The 15,268-nt window shown below is 63.4% G+C and carries 15 protein-coding genes and 1 tRNA gene; 4 read left to right on the top strand and 12 right to left on the bottom strand.

Features of this window, described 5'->3' with window-relative positions; genetic code table 11:
- The first annotated feature begins 23 nt into the window (after positions 1–23).
- Both AC1Y2B_RS05485 and AC1Y2B_RS05480 read left to right on the top strand, forming a co-directional pair.
- On the top strand, positions 24–1,070 hold the full coding sequence (locus AC1Y2B_RS05485) for a GSCFA domain-containing protein (RefSeq protein ID WP_482252057.1): 1,047 nt from the start codon (positions 24–26) through the stop codon (positions 1,068–1,070).
- Positions 1,067–1,840, top strand: a complete 774-nt coding sequence (locus tag AC1Y2B_RS05480; RefSeq protein ID WP_482252056.1) for a hypothetical protein — start codon at positions 1,067–1,069, stop codon at positions 1,838–1,840. The genes AC1Y2B_RS05485 and AC1Y2B_RS05480 overlap by 4 nt, the downstream gene beginning before the upstream one ends.
- Here the strand turns inward: AC1Y2B_RS05480 and AC1Y2B_RS05475 are convergent.
- Complete coding sequence (locus tag AC1Y2B_RS05475) at positions 1,837–3,543, bottom strand: glycoside hydrolase family 3 protein (protein WP_482252055.1); 1,707 nt, start codon at positions 3,541–3,543, stop codon at positions 1,837–1,839. The genes AC1Y2B_RS05480 and AC1Y2B_RS05475 overlap by 4 nt on opposite strands.
- Before the next feature lie 77 nt (positions 3,544–3,620).
- Here AC1Y2B_RS05475 and AC1Y2B_RS05470 point away from each other — a divergent pair, with 77 nt between their 5' ends.
- Positions 3,621–4,382, top strand: coding sequence for a sulfite exporter TauE/SafE family protein (locus AC1Y2B_RS05470; RefSeq protein WP_482252054.1), 762 nt, complete (start codon positions 3,621–3,623; stop codon positions 4,380–4,382).
- Between the two features lie 8 nt (positions 4,383–4,390).
- On the opposite strand, the gene AC1Y2B_RS05465 is transcribed toward AC1Y2B_RS05470, so the two are convergent.
- From AC1Y2B_RS05465 to AC1Y2B_RS05455, 3 genes are all read right to left on the bottom strand, one after another.
- Positions 4,391–4,464: transfer RNA gene (locus AC1Y2B_RS05465), tRNA-Cys, on the bottom strand.
- A gap of 88 nt (positions 4,465–4,552) precedes the next feature.
- Positions 4,553–4,915 (bottom strand): cupin domain-containing protein, encoded by a 363-nt coding sequence (locus tag AC1Y2B_RS05460; protein WP_482252053.1) that lies wholly within the window; start codon positions 4,913–4,915, stop codon positions 4,553–4,555.
- A gap of 10 nt (positions 4,916–4,925) precedes the next feature.
- Positions 4,926–6,524, bottom strand: a complete 1,599-nt coding sequence (locus tag AC1Y2B_RS05455) for an amidohydrolase (protein ID WP_482252052.1) — start codon at positions 6,522–6,524, stop codon at positions 4,926–4,928.
- Between the two features lie 28 nt (positions 6,525–6,552).
- Here AC1Y2B_RS05455 and AC1Y2B_RS05450 point away from each other — a divergent pair, with 28 nt between their 5' ends.
- Positions 6,553–7,119 (top strand): DUF1349 domain-containing protein, encoded by a 567-nt coding sequence (locus AC1Y2B_RS05450; RefSeq protein ID WP_482252051.1) that lies wholly within the window; start codon positions 6,553–6,555, stop codon positions 7,117–7,119.
- A 1-nt stretch (position 7,120) separates the two neighbouring features.
- On the opposite strand, the gene AC1Y2B_RS05445 is transcribed toward AC1Y2B_RS05450, so the two are convergent.
- From AC1Y2B_RS05445 to AC1Y2B_RS05410, 8 genes are all read right to left on the bottom strand, one after another.
- Complete coding sequence (locus AC1Y2B_RS05445; protein WP_482252050.1) at positions 7,121–7,963, bottom strand: dimethylsulfonioproprionate lyase family protein; 843 nt, start codon at positions 7,961–7,963, stop codon at positions 7,121–7,123.
- Positions 7,960–8,799, bottom strand: coding sequence for an ABC transporter permease subunit (locus AC1Y2B_RS05440; protein WP_482252049.1), 840 nt, complete (start codon positions 8,797–8,799; stop codon positions 7,960–7,962). Before AC1Y2B_RS05440 ends, AC1Y2B_RS05445 begins: the two co-directional genes overlap by 4 nt.
- Positions 8,796–9,707: an ABC transporter permease gene (locus AC1Y2B_RS05435; protein ID WP_482252048.1), complete on the bottom strand. Its 912-nt coding sequence runs from the start codon at positions 9,705–9,707 to the stop codon at positions 8,796–8,798. Before AC1Y2B_RS05435 ends, AC1Y2B_RS05440 begins: the two co-directional genes overlap by 4 nt.
- Before the next feature lie 3 nt (positions 9,708–9,710).
- Positions 9,711–10,802 carry an ABC transporter ATP-binding protein gene (locus AC1Y2B_RS05430; protein WP_482252047.1) on the bottom strand — a complete coding sequence of 364 codons (1,092 nt, stop codon included), beginning with the start codon at positions 10,800–10,802 and terminating at the stop codon, positions 9,711–9,713.
- A 1-nt stretch (position 10,803) separates the two neighbouring features.
- On the bottom strand, positions 10,804–11,904 hold the full coding sequence (locus AC1Y2B_RS05425) for a polyamine ABC transporter substrate-binding protein (RefSeq protein ID WP_482252046.1): 1,101 nt from the start codon (positions 11,902–11,904) through the stop codon (positions 10,804–10,806).
- A 39-nt stretch (positions 11,905–11,943) separates the two neighbouring features.
- A complete protein-coding gene (locus AC1Y2B_RS05420) occupies positions 11,944–13,167 on the bottom strand; it encodes an aromatic ring-hydroxylating oxygenase subunit alpha (protein WP_482252045.1) in 1,224 nt (407 codons plus the stop codon).
- A complete protein-coding gene (locus AC1Y2B_RS05415; protein ID WP_482252044.1) occupies positions 13,164–14,267 on the bottom strand; it encodes an aromatic ring-hydroxylating oxygenase subunit alpha in 1,104 nt (367 codons plus the stop codon). Before AC1Y2B_RS05415 ends, AC1Y2B_RS05420 begins: the two co-directional genes overlap by 4 nt.
- The coding region (locus AC1Y2B_RS05410; RefSeq protein WP_482252043.1) for an aminomethyl transferase family protein at positions 14,267–15,268 on the bottom strand (1,002 nt) is incomplete at its 5' end. The genes AC1Y2B_RS05410 and AC1Y2B_RS05415, both read right to left, overlap by 1 nt.

The raw sequence follows: 15,268 nt of genomic DNA, 5'->3' as shown, positions 1-15,268 counted from the left end.
CTGGTTTGCATTGGAGCGGCGGAATGCCTTCGCCCTATGACAATTTGCCCGACTCCGCCTTCTGGCGCAGCGCCGTGGGCGAAAGGTCGCCCCTTGATCCGGGCGCGCTTTACAAGGCGAAATTCCAGATCCGCAAACGGGCTGTGATCGTGACGGCGGGTTCCTGCTTTGCCCAGCACATCGGGCGCAGCCTGCGCGCGGCAGGGTGCAACGTGCTGGATGCAGAACCCGGACCCGCAGGCGTCCCAGACGATCTTTTGACGCGCTTTGGCTATGGCCTCTATTCCGCCCGCTACGGCAACATCTACACCGCCCGCCAACTTGTGCAGCTTTGGGATGAAGCGACCGGCGAGGTGGTGCCCGCTGCGCCGATCTGGCAGAAGGATGGGCGCTTTCATGATGCATTCCGCCCCAATGTCGAACCGGATGGCCTGCCCTCGGCCGATCTGGTGCGCCAGCACCGGGACCAGCATCTTGACGCCGTGCGCCGGGCCTTTGGCGCTGCAGATGTCTTTGTCTTCACCTTCGGCCTGACCGAGGCTTGGGTTCACAAGGCCACCGGTACCGTCTATCCCACCGCCCCCGGCACGCTGGCAGGCGATTACGATCCACAGGTCTTTCAGTTCAGGAACTATACGTTCAACGAGATCCTGAATGACTTCAAAGCCTTTCGCCGCAAGATGATGGCGCTGAAACCCTCGGGCATGCGCTTTGTCGTGACCGTCTCGCCGGTTCCGCTGACGGCCACCGCCTCTGGCAAACATGTCGAGGTGGCAACGGCGCAGTCCAAGGCCGTTCTGCGGGCCGTCTGCGGGGAATTGGCCGATACCTTCCCGAACGTGGATTACTTCCCGTCCTACGAAATCATCACCTCAGCCAACAACCGCGGCGTGTATTTCGAGACGAACAAACGGTCGGTCACAAAACAGGGTGTCGCCGCCGCCATGTCGATGTTCCTGCATGCCCATGGGTTTGACACAGCCTTGCAAACGCCAGCCCCGCCCGGCGCGGCAGACGCCGAAGCCGCACTCGCCTGCGAAGAGGCCTTGCTTGAGGGGCTGCAAAGATGAGGCGGCTGCTGATCACCGGCAACTCGCATGCTGGGGCGATGCGGGTGGCGTGGAATGGCATGACGGACCGGCCCTTGGGACTTGAGGTCGATTTCCTGAACATCGCCGCCGACTACTTCCCACATTTCCTGACCGCCTCTGACGGGCGTTTTGGCCTGTTGGACGAAAGCCTAGTGCCGGCCAAGATGATCCCGATGACGCGTGAGATCAACGGTGCCACCGTGCGCAACCTGTCCGATTACAGCCATGTGCTGATTGCAGGTTGCCTGCGGACCCATGACATCCTGCGTCTTTTGGCAGCACACAGGATCGACGATATCCGCGAGGCGCCGCTGGATCGTCCCCGCATGTCCCAGGCCGCCTATCTGGCGTTTTCGCACGCCATCGGCCTAAGCCATCTGCCCACCGGGCGGATCAAGGACCTGTCGCCCTGGTGCAAGGTTGGGCTCTGTCTCGCCCCTCGGTTGAGCGAAACTGCCGTCGTGACGCGGACGAAAGACCCGTTCTTCAAGGCTTTGGGCGAAGATACCACCGGCCTGCGTGCCGCCCTGGCCCTGACCGACGCAGCCCTTGGTTGCAGCGTCGCCGGACTGGGTGGCACCTTGTTGGGCGTGCCGGATGCCAGCCTCGCGGCATCCGGCCTGACCAAGGACGCCTATTCGCAGGCCCCGATCCTGATCACCGAAGGGGTGAAGCCGCAAAACGGCCATATGAATGCCGATTACGGCGCCCTGTGTCTGGCGCAGATCTTCGATTGGTTGGCCGCCTAATACCGCGCATCCGGCAGCCCGCAGAAGGCATCGACCGGGCTGTTGGGGTTCCACGCGGCACGGCCCAGCAGACATTCCACCACCGCCTGCTGCATCGACGGCATCGTGGCATAGGCGTTCACATAAGCCGGCGCGCGCGGCGCATCGTAGAGGTAATAGGGATAGCCGAACGACACCATCAGCGTCGGAATCTCGTGCCAATGCCGCGCCATCGCCGCGCCGAAATGGCCGGTGATCTTCAGCCAGTCCAGGAAGATGCGGCCGCGCGTCAGCAGGGTTTCCTCGCCGAACAGATACAGCATCAGGTCATAGTCCTCGGCCTTCGGGACCATCCCGGGCGTGTGCAGCGTCACCTCAAAGCCTTCCGCCTTCAGCATGTCGGGCAAATCAAAGGGGATCGGCTGCGGAAAGAACGGCACCACGATGCCCGAGGTGACCACCAGCACCCGCTTGTGCCGGGCAGGCGACAGCGGCAGCAGTCCCTGCACATCCTTGACCAGCGTCGGCGCGCGCTGCGTCACCGCCAGCGCGGCCTGCCGGTTCTCCGCCCGCGCCAAAGCGGCCCGGTTGACCTTGCCGGCCCCCTTGTGCAGCCCCGCCCAAGCCTTCAGCCCCAGAACCCGCGTCAGGGCTTCATCCAGCCGCGCCGCGCTGATCCGTCCATCCGCCACCGCCGCCGTGATCAGCGCCACATCCGCCTCGGCATCGCGAGAGAACAGGATGATGTCACAGCCGTTCTCAATCACCTCGGGCAGCATTTCGCTGCGCGGGGCCCAGGCGCCGAAGCCCGCCATCGGCGTGGCATCCGACACGATCAGGCCGTTGAAACCCAGTTCGCCGCGCAACAGGTCAAGGTTCAGCGCCTTGGACACGGCAGCGGGCCGATAGGCCTCGACCCCGGCCTCGGGGTTTTGCGCCAGAATATACGAGGGCAGGGCGATATGCGCCGACATCACCGACATCACACCCTTGGCAATCGCCGCCCGGTACAGGCGGCCAAAGCTCGCCTCCCATGCGTCTTTCGACAGCGGGTTGATCGTGGTCACCAGATGCTGGTCGCGGTCGTCGTAGCCCTCGCCGGGCCAGTGCTTGACCGTCGCCGCCACCCCCGCCGCCTGAAATGCCGCAATCTGCACCAAGGCCTGCTGCTCGATCACCTCAACCGAGGAGCCAAAGCCGCGGGTTGCCACGATGGCGCTGCGGAAGGCTTGGTTGATGTCGATGACCGGGGTGAAAGACCAGTTGATGCCGATCGCCCGCGCCTCTTCGGCCATGATGGTGGAGATGGTGGTCGAAGCCGCCAGATCATTCACCGCCGCCAAGGCCAGCGGGTTGGGCACCTCTGTCCCCACCGCAAGCGACATCCGGCTGCCCTCCAGATCGGCCGAGACGAACAGCGGCACAGACGCCGCCGCCTGTGCCGCGTCGATGAACCCGGCCTCATACTCCAGATCGGACGAGAAGTTCCGCGTGATCCCGGCAGGCTTCAACCGGGCCAAAGCCGCCAACTCCCCTGGATCCTGGCCCATCGAGTGGAACACGAACAACTGCCCGACCTTTTCCGCATCGGTCAACGCGGCCTTGGTGGCCGTGACCCAGTCAATCGCCGCCTGATCCAGCGAAAACGGGGCGTGGCGTAGCAGTTCGGTGGAATCCATGGCGTCCTCGGGAATCGCTGCGATGAAGGCCCAGTAGACCCGCATCCCGGGCATTTGCAAAGGGCAGGGCTTGCCCCCGGCAGACCGCAGTCCCATGGTGCGCGCGCAAATCCGGGGGGACCATGGCGATCCACGAAGCAATTCTGCTGTTTTTCGGCGGCCTTCTGGCCGGTGTGATCAATGTCATCGCCGGAGGCGCCGGGTTCATGACCTTCCCCCTGCTGTTGGCGGCGGGGATGACAGAGGTCGAGGCCAACGCCTCCAACTTCGTAGCCGTGCTGCCCGCCAACATCGTCGGCACCTGGGTTTACCGCAAGGAACTCGCCACGATGAAGAAAAACCTCGGCCTCAGGCTGGCCTTGTCGGCCTTTGGCGGGCTGATCGGGTCCGAGATCCTGACCCACACCGGGCAGGCGTCGTTTCAGTCGGCGATACCTTGGCTTCTCTTGTTCGCCACCACCTCTTTCGCCATCGGCCCCCGGATCAAGGCCGCCGTCGAATCCCATCCCACCTTCAACCGCGACCACTGGACCTGGCTACAACTGACGCTTGAATTCTGCGTCTATGTCTACGCCGGCTATTTCGGCCTTGGCATGGGGATCATCCTGTTCGCCATTTACGGCGTCTTTTCCACCATGACGATCCATCAGGGCAATTCGGTGCGCAACATCACCACCGCCGTGTCCAGCCTTGTGGCCATCGCGATCTTCATCGGGTCCGGCATCATCCGCTGGGGACCCTCGCTGATCATGATGTGCGGCGCGATTGCCGGCGGCTATATCGCCGTCCGTGTCGCCAAACGCCTGCCCGCCACCTGGGTGCGGGGGGTCATCCTGACCTGGGCTGTCTGCCTGACCGCCTTGGCGTTTCACAAATATCTCTAGGGGATGGGTGGAGGCGAGTACCGGAATCGAACCGGTCTACACGGATTTGCAATCCGGTACGTAACCTCTCCGCCAACTCGCCGCCGTCAAGGTTCGGGTGTCATAGCGCCCCTTTCGGGCCAAGGCAAGACCTCAGCCTCACGCCTTGGCGAACTCTGTCCACGGCGCGTTCAGTCCACCGCGAACTCTGGCCCGGCGATATGCACTGCCAAAAGGCAGCCATGCGGGGTGTAGGAATTGTGTTCGGACCCGTCCCGGTAGAACACCAGATCGCCCGCCTTCAGGATCGTGCCATCGGGCTCGTGCAGCTCGCCCTCCAGAATCAGGAACTGTTCGTGGCCGTTGTGGCGGTGGCCGCGCGTCGTCATGCCGGCAGGCATGCGGTAGACGTGAAAGCCGGTGCCCAAGGCTTCGTCAGGGTTCAATTGCAGAACAGCATCGCCCAAGGCCTCGCCGTCGGGATAGACGAAGGGCACGAAGGGGGCCGTGTGGATATTGGCGACCTTGCGGTCCTCGGCAGTGATGTCGCGCATCGGGGTTCCTTCAGGCTTGATGGACGGTTTGGCCCATGAACAGCATTTCACAGACCTGGGTTTCAGCAATCGCATAAGGATCGCAGGAGAAGATGTCGCGGTCCAGCACGATCAGATCGGCAGAGAAGCCGGACGACAGCTGGCCGGTAAAATGCCCGCGCCAGCAGGCCGCGGCGGCGTTGCGCGTATAGCCCAGCACGGCCTCGGCCACGCGCATCCGCTGTTCGGGGTAGAACGGCGCGGCCCTGCCCCGGGCGCGGGGCGGTTCACGGGTGACGGCGGTGCCGATGATGGCGAAGGGGTTCAGCGTCGTCACCGCCCAGTCCGAGGTGATGCAGAACGGGGCCCCCGCGTCGATCAGGCTGCGGAACGGGTAGGTGAAGGGGCCTCTGCCCTCGCCGATCATCGCCATCGTGTCATCGGGGATCACCGGGTCATGGCTTGCCCAATAGGGCTGCAGGTTGGCCATCACCCCCAAGGCGGCAAACCGCGGCAGATCGGCAGGGTCCACCACCTCGACATGGGCGATCTGGTGCAGGCTGGGCCAGACGCCATTGGCCTGACGCGCCGCCTCAAACCCGTCGAGTGCGGCGCGGGTGGCGGCGTCGCCGATGCAGTGCACATGGATTTGAAAGCGCAGCGCATCCAGCGCGGTGAACAGCGCCGCGATCTGCTCTGGCGCGAACATCAGGGGCGCGTTGCCGCCTTTGGCATCGGCGTAGGGGGCCAGCATCGCCGCCGTGCGATTCTCCAGCCCGCCATCCAGAAAGAACTTGGCCGCGTTGAGGTGGAACAGCGGCCCCGGATGCGCGCCCCGCAGCGCCACAAGGCGTGAGGTGGCGGTGGCAACGCTATCCGCCTTGGTCACCAGCATGGCACCGGCCACCCGCAGCGTCAGCTCCCCCGCCGTCGCGGCCGCCGCATAGATGCGGGCGTGGTGCGACAGGATCCACGGGTCGATCACGCCGGTGATGCCATGCCGGTTGGCCAGCGCCTGACCGGCGCGCAGGCCCGCCCGCAAGGTGTCATCGCTGCTGCGCGGCAGGCGCCGGGTAGCCCAGTTGATCGCCTCTTCGTGCAGCATGCCCGTGGCCCTGCCATCTCGCCGCACGATATGGCCGTTGGGCGGGTCCGGCGTGTCATCACCGACACCCACGCGCGCCAAAGCCACGGAATTCAGGCAGGCGTTGTGGAAGTTGCCATCGTAGATCAGGCAGGGCCGGTCAGGCACCACCGCGTCCAGCACCGCCGCCGTCAGGGAGGTGTCGCCAAAAAAGCCACATTGCCAGCCTGCGCCCCAGACCATCTCACCGGTCCAAGCCGCCGCATGTTTGCCCAAGGCGGCCTGCAAGTCCGGGATCGTTGTGGCGTCGTACAGCTGTGCGGTCTCGACCTGATCGGTGCCGCCGTTCAGCAGGTGGATATGCGCGTCCTGAAACCCCGGCAGCACCAGCCGCCCGCCCAGATCCTCGCCCCGAAGACCCGAGGCTTTCGCATCCTCTCCCAGCGCGGCCACCTTGCCCGCGCGCAGCAAGATCGCATCCGTTCGGGGCAGGGCGGGGTCCATCGTGCGGATATCGCCGTTGATCAACAGCCGGTCAGCGGTCATTCTGGCCCCACCCCATGGGAGAAAGACAATGTGGCCTGATGGCATGACCTGGCTGAACCCGCCGCCCTTCGTGACCCGCGATGCAAGCACGCTGAACCTTGTGACCGGCGATCAGGGCGATTTCTGGCGCGACACCTACTATGGCTTTCGCCATGACAATGGCCACGCCTATCTTGCCCCGACCCCGCCGGACTTTTCGGTCGAGGTCTGTTTTGCCGCCGAGTATCAGGCGCAATATGATCAGGCTGGCCTGATGCTCCGCGCCGATGCGGCACATTGGATCAAGGCCGGCATCGAATATGTCGGCGGCAGGCCCTATCTCGCGACCGTGGTCACCAACGAAAAATCCGATTGGTCGCAGATGCCCCTGCCGGGCTTCTCGGGCTATCTGGGCCTGCGTCTGACGCGGGTCGGAGATGCGATCTGGGTGCAATACCGCTTGCGCGAGGATTGGATGATGTTCCGCCTTGCGTATTTCCCGCCGGATCTGACCGTCACCGCCGGCCCCGCCGCCTGTTCGCCCAGCCGCGCCGGGCTGGCGGTGGAGTTTCGCGAGTTCTCGCTCGGCCCGCCCCGCTCGCGCCAAGCCTATTGACCTAGCCAAGGCGCAAAGCTTCCAATTCCGCCCAATCGTCGGCGGGGATCACAATGGCGATTTCCCGCACATCCGCCGTCCAGCCAAACAGGGCGAGGAAAGGCACCGGGCCGACCTTGGTCATGTGGACCCGAAAGGGGTCGTTCCAGACCGGGACATGGGCTTGCTTCACCGTCAGCGCGGTACCGGGGCCGAAACGCCAGCCATGGGGGCCGGTGAGGGGGGCGTAAAGCTCTGGCGCGGCGTGGTGGTGGTCGCGGTATAGAAGGTGGGGCGCGATCAGGAAGATGCCAAGGTCGTACTCCTTGGCCGGAATGGTGGCGTCTTCCCCGATCAGCGAGGCATAGGCTTGGCCGTTCGCAAAAGCCTCGCCAATCATCTCCACCGGGTAGGAGTCATAGGGGTGCCATGTCAGGTAGGGTGCCGCCGCCGCAATGGCCTGCGCCAAGGCCAGATGGGTCTTGGCAACCTCGGCCAAGGCGTCGCCCAGATGGGCGGCAATCACCGGATGCGGCGTGGGGCGCAGAATGACCAGACCGCCGCGCCAGCGGTTGAGGCCAGCCCGCACCTCGGCCACGCCGGGGCCGGGCAGGCTCGCCAGATAGCGGTCGGCTTCCTCGATCAGACGGCGGAAGATTTCCTCGGGCGAGGCCGCAGCCTCCACCGCCGCAAGCCCCAGTTCGGCCAGCATCGGCTCGGGGTCCTGCCCATCCAAAGCCGAGGCTATGCGATAGATTTCAAGCACCTGCGGGCTGATCTTGCCACTTTGGTACAACTCCATCGCCGCCGCATAGCGGGCACGACCGGACCCCTTGGCACCAAGGGGAAGGGATATATCGCTCATTCGTTCGCCCTGTAAGCCAGCCGCCGGTCCCGTTCGCGCTTGATCTCGGCCCGGTTCATCAAGACCCCTGCCGTCAACACGCAAAGCCCGACGGCCAGCACGATCAGCGTGGCCAGCGCATTGATATCGGGGGTGACGCCCAACTTGACCTTGGACCAGATCATGATCGGCAGCGTCGTTGTCCCCGGCCCGGTGGTGAAGTTGGTGATCACCACATCGTCCATCGAAATCGTGAAGGCCAAGAGCCAACCTGACAGGATCGCCGGGGAAATCACCGGCAAGGTCACGTCCTTCATCACCTGCCATGGGCGACTGCCCAGATCCATCGCCGCCTCTTCGATCGCGCGGTCGGCTGACAGCATGCGGGACTGCACGATGGTGGTCACGAACACCATCGAGAAGGTGATATGCGCCAGCGTCACCGTGGTGAACCCGCGCGAGGCTGGCCAGCCGATATACTGGGCCATCAGGATGAAGAAGATCAGGGATGAAATCCCGGTGATCACCTCTGGCATGATCAAGGGCGCCGTCACCAGCCCGGAAAACAGCGTCCGGCCCCGGAACTTGGAAAACCGCGCCAAGGCAATTCCGGCCATGGTTCCCAGGATCGTCGCACAGGTCGAGGAAATGATGGCGATTTCCAGCGACAGCCGCAGCGCCTGCCCGACCTGCGCGTTCGACAGCAGGGTGCCGTACCACTTGGTCGAGAAGCCTCCCCACACTGTCGCAAGGCGCGAGGCGTTGAAGGAATAGACGATCATCGACAGGATCGGGATGTAGAAGAAGGCAAAGCCGAAGCCCAGCATGGTGAACAGGAACGGGCTGCGGCGCTTCATTCGGATTTCTCCTTGGTCTGCGCGCGGGCCTCGAAATGGCTGTAGATCATCATGGGGCCAACCATCAGGATCAACAAAGCCACCGCCACCGAAGAGGCCATCGGCCAATCGCGGGCCGAGGAGAATTCATCCGAAATCACCCGCCCGATCATCGGCGAAGAGGCATCGCCCACCAGCGTCGGGATCACCAGCTCGCCCGCCGCCGGGATGAACACCAGCATGCCGCCCGCGATGATCCCGGGAATCGATTGCGGCAGGGTCACATCACGGAACACCGCGAAGGGGCGACTGCCCAAGTCCATCGCCGCCTCGTCCAGCGTCGGGTCCAGCCGTTCCAGATTGGCGTACAAGGGCAGGATCATGAAGGGCAGATAGGTGTAGACCATGACCAGCACGACCGCGAAATTGGTGTGCATCAGGGGAACCGAAGTCACCGCCCAATCCAGCGGCACCAGCCAGTTCCAGCCTTCGGTCAAGAGCCGGTTGAACCAGGAATTGGCCCCCATAAGCCCCATCCACGCATAGACCCTGAGCAGGAACGAGGTCCAGAACGGCAAGATCACCAGCATCAGCAGGATGTTCCGCCACCCCTTCTCGACCCGCGTCAGGCCAAGCGCCATCGGATAGCCCACCGCCAGACACAGCACCATCGCCACCGCCGCATTGACCAGCGAGGTCACGAAGGCGCGCACATAAAGATCGTCGGTGAACAGCCGCGCGTAGCCCGTCAGGTTGAAGATCGGGTTGTCCCCGCCAAAGCCAAAGGGAGGTGCTGTCGAGGTGCGGGTGGCAAAGCTCATCGCGACGACGATCAGGAACGGGATCAGGAAGAAGATCAAAAGCCAGACATATGGCAGCCCGATCACCATATCCGACCAGCCGCGACGGTTGAACCAGCGGGACAACATCGCCTACTCCACCAGAAGGATGGCAGAGGCGGGGGCAAAGGTCAGCCAGACCTTGTCATACCAATCCGCCAGCCGCTCCTCCTCGCCGCCGCGATTGGCGTTGACGGCGTGCACCGACACCAGCTGCCCCGAAGGCAGGGCGATGCGGTACAGGCTGTCCTTGCCAAAATAGGCCAGATCCTTGACCTCGCCGGCGATCACGTTCAGCCCCTCGACCGGGCTGCGGTGGATGGTGATCTTCTCGGGCCGCAGCGCCAGCGACAGGGTCTGTCCCACCGCCAGCCCCGGAACCGCCCGCGCCTGCACCTGATGCCCGAGGGCGGGCACATCGACGGTGATCACATCACCAATTGCTAAGACCTCGGCCGTCCAGGCGTTGATCGACCCAAGGAAATTCGCCACGAATTTCGAATTGGGGAATTCATAGACAAGTCCCGGCTTGCCCACCTGTTTGACCACGCCATGATCCATCACGGCGATGCGGTCCGACAGGGTCATCGCCTCTTCCTGATCATGGGTGACCACGATGAAGGTAACGCCGGTGCGTTCTTGAATCGACATCAGCTCGAACTGCGTATGTTCACGCAGTTTCTTATCAAGTGCTGCCAAAGGTTCGTCCAGCAACAACAATTTCGGTTGCCGGGCCAGGGCCCGCGCCAAGGCCACCCGCTGCCGCTGCCCGCCAGAGATCTGGTGCGGCTTGCGTGTTGCGAACTGGGTCAGCTGCACCAGATCCAGCATCTCGCGCACCCGGGCCTGCCGTTCGGCCGCCGTCATGTTTTCATGCTTCAGCCCGTAGCCCACGTTCTTTTCCACCGACATGTGGGGAAACAGGGCGTAGTTTTGGAACATCATGTGCACCGGGCGTTCCCATGGCGGCACGGCCCCCATATCGACCCCGTCGATGAAGATCTTGCCAGAGGTTGGCGCTTCAAACCCCGCCAGCATCCGCAACAACGTGGTCTTGCCGCAGCCCGAGCCGCCCAGCAGCGAGAAGATCTCGCCCTTGGCCACCTCCAGCGAGACATTCTTCACCGCCTGGAACGTGCCGAATGACTTCGACACGCCCTCGATCCGCACCAGAGTTTCGGCCACCTCAACCTGCCTTGATCTCTGCCCAAGCCCGGGTCAGGTCGCGTTCCTGCTCTTCGGTCTGGGGTTTGGGCGTGTACATCCGCTTGAGGGTCTCGGCATCGGGATAGATCGCCGGGTCAGAGGTGATTGCCTTGTCGACCAGTGCCGTTGCCGCCTTGTTGGCATTGGCATAGCCGGTGAAATCGGTGCATTTGGCGATCACCTCGGGCCGCATCATGTAGTCCAGGAAGGTATAGGCGTTGTCGACGTTCTTGGCGTCTGTCGGCAGGCACCACAGGTCGATCCAGGCCGGCACCCCGGATTTGGGCACGAAATACTGCAGGTCCAGCGTCACGCCGGCATCCTTGGCCCGTGATTTGGCCACCGAATAATCGCCCGACCAGGTGTTGGCCACACAGAGTTCCTTGTTGGGCAACGAGGTCAGGTAGTTGGAATTGTCGAAGGTCGAGATGTATTTGCGGATCGGTTTGAACGCCGCCACCATCTTGGCATAGTCATCCGGCCCGGCATTGGACGGATCGATCCCCAGCCAAGACAGCACCATGAAACCGATGTCGGTGGGGCTATCCAGCAGCGAAATGCCGCAATCGGCCAGCTTTGCGGCATTCTCGGGTTTGAAGATCACCGACATGTCGGACAGATCCACCCCGGGCAGACGCTGCTTGACCATGTCCATGTTGAAGGTGAACCCGACCGAGCCCCACATATAGGGCACGCCATATTGGTTGCCGGGGTCAAAGCCATTGACGATCGACATGATCGCCGGGTCCATGTTGCCGAAATTCTTCAGTTTGGTCTTGTCGAGCTTCTGGTAGATGTTGGCCTTGATGAACTGCGGCAGCGCCATGCCGGAATGGATCACCACGTCGTATCCGGTCGATCCGGCCAGCATCTTGGCCTGCATCTCTTCGGCCGAGGCGTACAGGTCATAGACCACGTTGATCCCGGTTTCGGACTGGAAGTCATTGATTGTCGTCTCGCCGATGTAATCGGACCAGTTGTAGATGTTCAGGCTGCCCGATCCGGCAAAGGATGGGCGCACCCAAGGGGCGGCCAAGCCGGCCCCTGCTCCCGCCAGCAGGCGGCGACGCGTTAGTTTCATGACACTCTCCCGGTTGTCGTGGCCTTTGGCCTGTTTTGTCTAAGCCTGCGTCATGGCAGCACGTCTGCCAAGCATTTCCTGATTGATCACGGCGATTTGCTTCTCCTCCGGGGCTTCGGGCAGGGTCATGACCGGCAGAAGGCTGCGCAGGCCGTCGTGATGGCGGCGCACGCCGTATTCCAGGTCAGACAGATGGAAGCCTTCGAAGGCGGACGATTTCATCGACTCGTTGGACCAGATCGACAGTTGCTGATCTTCCTCCGATGTCGCGCGGTCGATGCGGTAGGCCAGATAGCGCGCCAGCTTTTGGGCGCGCGTCTCGTTCGGGCGACGGTACAGCCGCCCGGTGACACGGGTCAGACCGGGGCTGATCGGGATTTCCTGATAGAACTGAACGGACTCCGGGGTGAAGGAAAACACCGCATTCGGCCACAGACCGTAATAGCTCCACGCCTTTTGCAGATGCTTGGGCAGCGCAGGCGCCTCGGGTGCCAGCTTCACGTAATGGCGCACCGACCACAGCCGCCCGGGCACATCGCCGAAATAGCCCAAGGAGACCGAAAGCCCGCCGTCCAGCGTGTGGTCGCGGTAGGTGCGGCCATAAAGGTCCTGCAAGCCGGGGTGCGCCATGGCGACGTGATAGCCCTCGTTGTCCACATCGCGCACCGATTTCCAGTTCACCGGCAGGTCGGTGGCCCAATCCGGCGTTGGCACCGGCAGCACGTTTTCCAGATCATAGGCGGCGAAATCGGCGTCGTAGGGCGCCAACAGTTCGGCCACCGCGGGCTGCGGGCCGGGGTGGAAGCGCAGGAAGATGAAGCCGTGGAAGATCTCGACCTCCATCGGTTTCAGGCCGAACTTGGTTCGATCAAAGGCCCCGAAGCTGGTGGGCACCGCAGCGCCCCGCAGCGTGCCGTCGGTGTTGTAGACCCAACCGTGGAAGGGGCAGACCATCGCACCCTTGCAATGGCCCTGCGCCCCATCAACCACCCGCGCGCCGCGATGGCGACACAGGTTGTGGAAGGCGCGCACGATGCCGTCCTGCCCCCGCATCACCAGCCCACGCTCGCCCAACATATCAAACGACAGCCAGTCGCCCGGTGCCGGAATGTCTGAAGTATGGCCCACAACCTGCCATGTTTTCAGGAAAATCTCTTCCCGTTCCAAGGCTAACATCGCGTCGGAGTGGTAGGTCCAGGCCGGCAACCCGCCCCTGTCCCATTCATTGGGCACCGGAATGGTGCGAAACGGCAGATCGTTCATTTGTCCTCCATCTGGGCCAGAACCCATTGGTGAAAACGGTGGATTTCATATTCCTGCGGCATCAGCCGACCAGCCTGGAACGCCGGAGAGGCAAAGCCGCGCTGGTTCATCTCGGCCGCATCGCCGTCTTGATCCAGCACCAGTTGGGCAAAGCTGGCCACGGCGGCAGGGTCAAAGCCGGGTTGGGCAAGGGTTTGCGGGCTGAAATGCCATTCAGCCACCAGCCGGGTTTGCGCCGGGCTGACCGGCTCCAGCCGCACCGAACGGACATAGTCGACATGGGCCACGATATATCCGGTCGGCCAAAGGGTGACGAAATTCGCACCAACCAGCTTTTGCCGCTCGGTCAGGTTGGGGAACACTGGCCCGCAGGGCGCGCCCGAGGCTGTCCAGGTCGTGGCACCGTCCCGCAGCCGCGTGCCGCTTTCCGTTGGTGCAGGAACTTCCTCCAACGCCATGATTCCATTGGCATAAACCGGAACCATCTCACGTAGTTCCGGATGGATGCCGGGGCAGTGCAGACATTCGGAGTAATTTTCCCAGAAGACCTTCCAGTTACAGTTGAGCAGCCTTTCGCTGCGGTGGCCCGTGACAAGCTGGTCCATCGGCCAGCTGTCCAGCGCCTGCAGGCCCACATCGGGCTGCAAAGGGCCATCACCGGCCAGGCCAACAAACACAAACCCGTTCCAGATCAGATGAGGAACCGGAAGCAAGCCATTCTGTTCCTTTGCAAAATCTGCCGTCGGTGTGGCATGGGCGACAGAGACCAGCCGTCCGTCCGTGGCATAGGCCCAGGCGTGATAGGGGCAGGTGATCAGCCGCGCCATGTCGCGCTCGCCTTTGCACAGTTCTGCCCCGCGATGGCGGCAGACGTTGTGGAACGCCGTCACCGCGCCCGCGCCATCGCGGCAGATCAGCACCGGCGCGCCCGCCACCGTCACCGCGCGCATCCGCCCCTTGGGCAGATCCGCGATGCGCCCGACCAGCACCCAGTTGCCTGCCCAGACCGTCGCCAGTTCCCGTGCATACCAATCGGGTGACAGATAAGCCTCGCGCGGCAGGCTTTCGGGGCAATGGTCCATGAGGGGCGACGTCAGCATCAGAACCTCTCCGGGGGTGTGGCGCGCTTGCGGGCCGGGTTGAAGAAGGGCCGTTCGACCACGGTCACCGGCAGCATCAGTTTGGCATACTGCAATTCCCGCTCCGCATAGATTTCCACCCAGACATCATGGCCCCGCGCATGGCTCGCCTCAACCTCCGCCAAAGCGATCGAGCGTTTGGTGATCGGCGACCACGCCGCCGAGGTGACATGGCCCACCTCATGCTTCTGCCGATGGTACAACAGCGCCCCTTCTGCCGCCACATTGCCCGGAATGTCCAAGCCCACGCGCGCCCACCGCGAGCCGGTTTCGCGTTCCGTCACCAGCGCCCGCCGCCCGGTAAACGGCCCCTTGTCGAAATCCACCATCCAGCCGAAGCCCAGTTCAAACGGCGACCGCGCCCGATCTTCGCGCAGCGCATGATGCGCCGGAATGAAATCCATCGTGGCGATCAGAAACCCCGCCTCGATGCGGGCGATGTTCAACGCATCGCTGCCGGCCGGGCGCAGGCCATAGGGCGCACCCGCCTCCATCAGCCGGTCCCACAGGGTCATCGCCAGATCGGGCGTCACCCACAGTTCATAGCCCAGATCGCCGGTGAACCCGGTGCGCGAGATCATCACCTGACCGGTGCCCATTGGCAGTTGGATCAGCCGGAAGGGCTTCAGGCTGGCGACCGCAAGCCCCGCCTTGGCCAAAATGGTCGCAGATAATGGCCCCTGCAGCGAAAGGCCGGCCAGTTCGGGGGTCTGATCCTGCACCCGGACAGCAAAGCCTTGCGCCGAATCCAGCAGCCAGGGCAGATGGCGTTCCTGACAGAACAGCAGGAACTCCTGCGGCCCAAGCCGGAACAGGGTGCCATCGTCCAGCACCTTGCCCGCATCATCGCACCAAATCGAGTATTGCACCCCGCCAACCGAATGTTTCCTGACATTCCGCAGCATAAGACGCTGAAGATAATCCTCCGCCTCAACTCCACTGATCCGGTATTTCGTCATCGG

This window comes from Stagnihabitans sp., from assembly GCF_964946895.1.
Note: the sequence above shows the minus strand (reverse complement) of the source record. Positions and strands in the feature narration are given on the sequence as shown.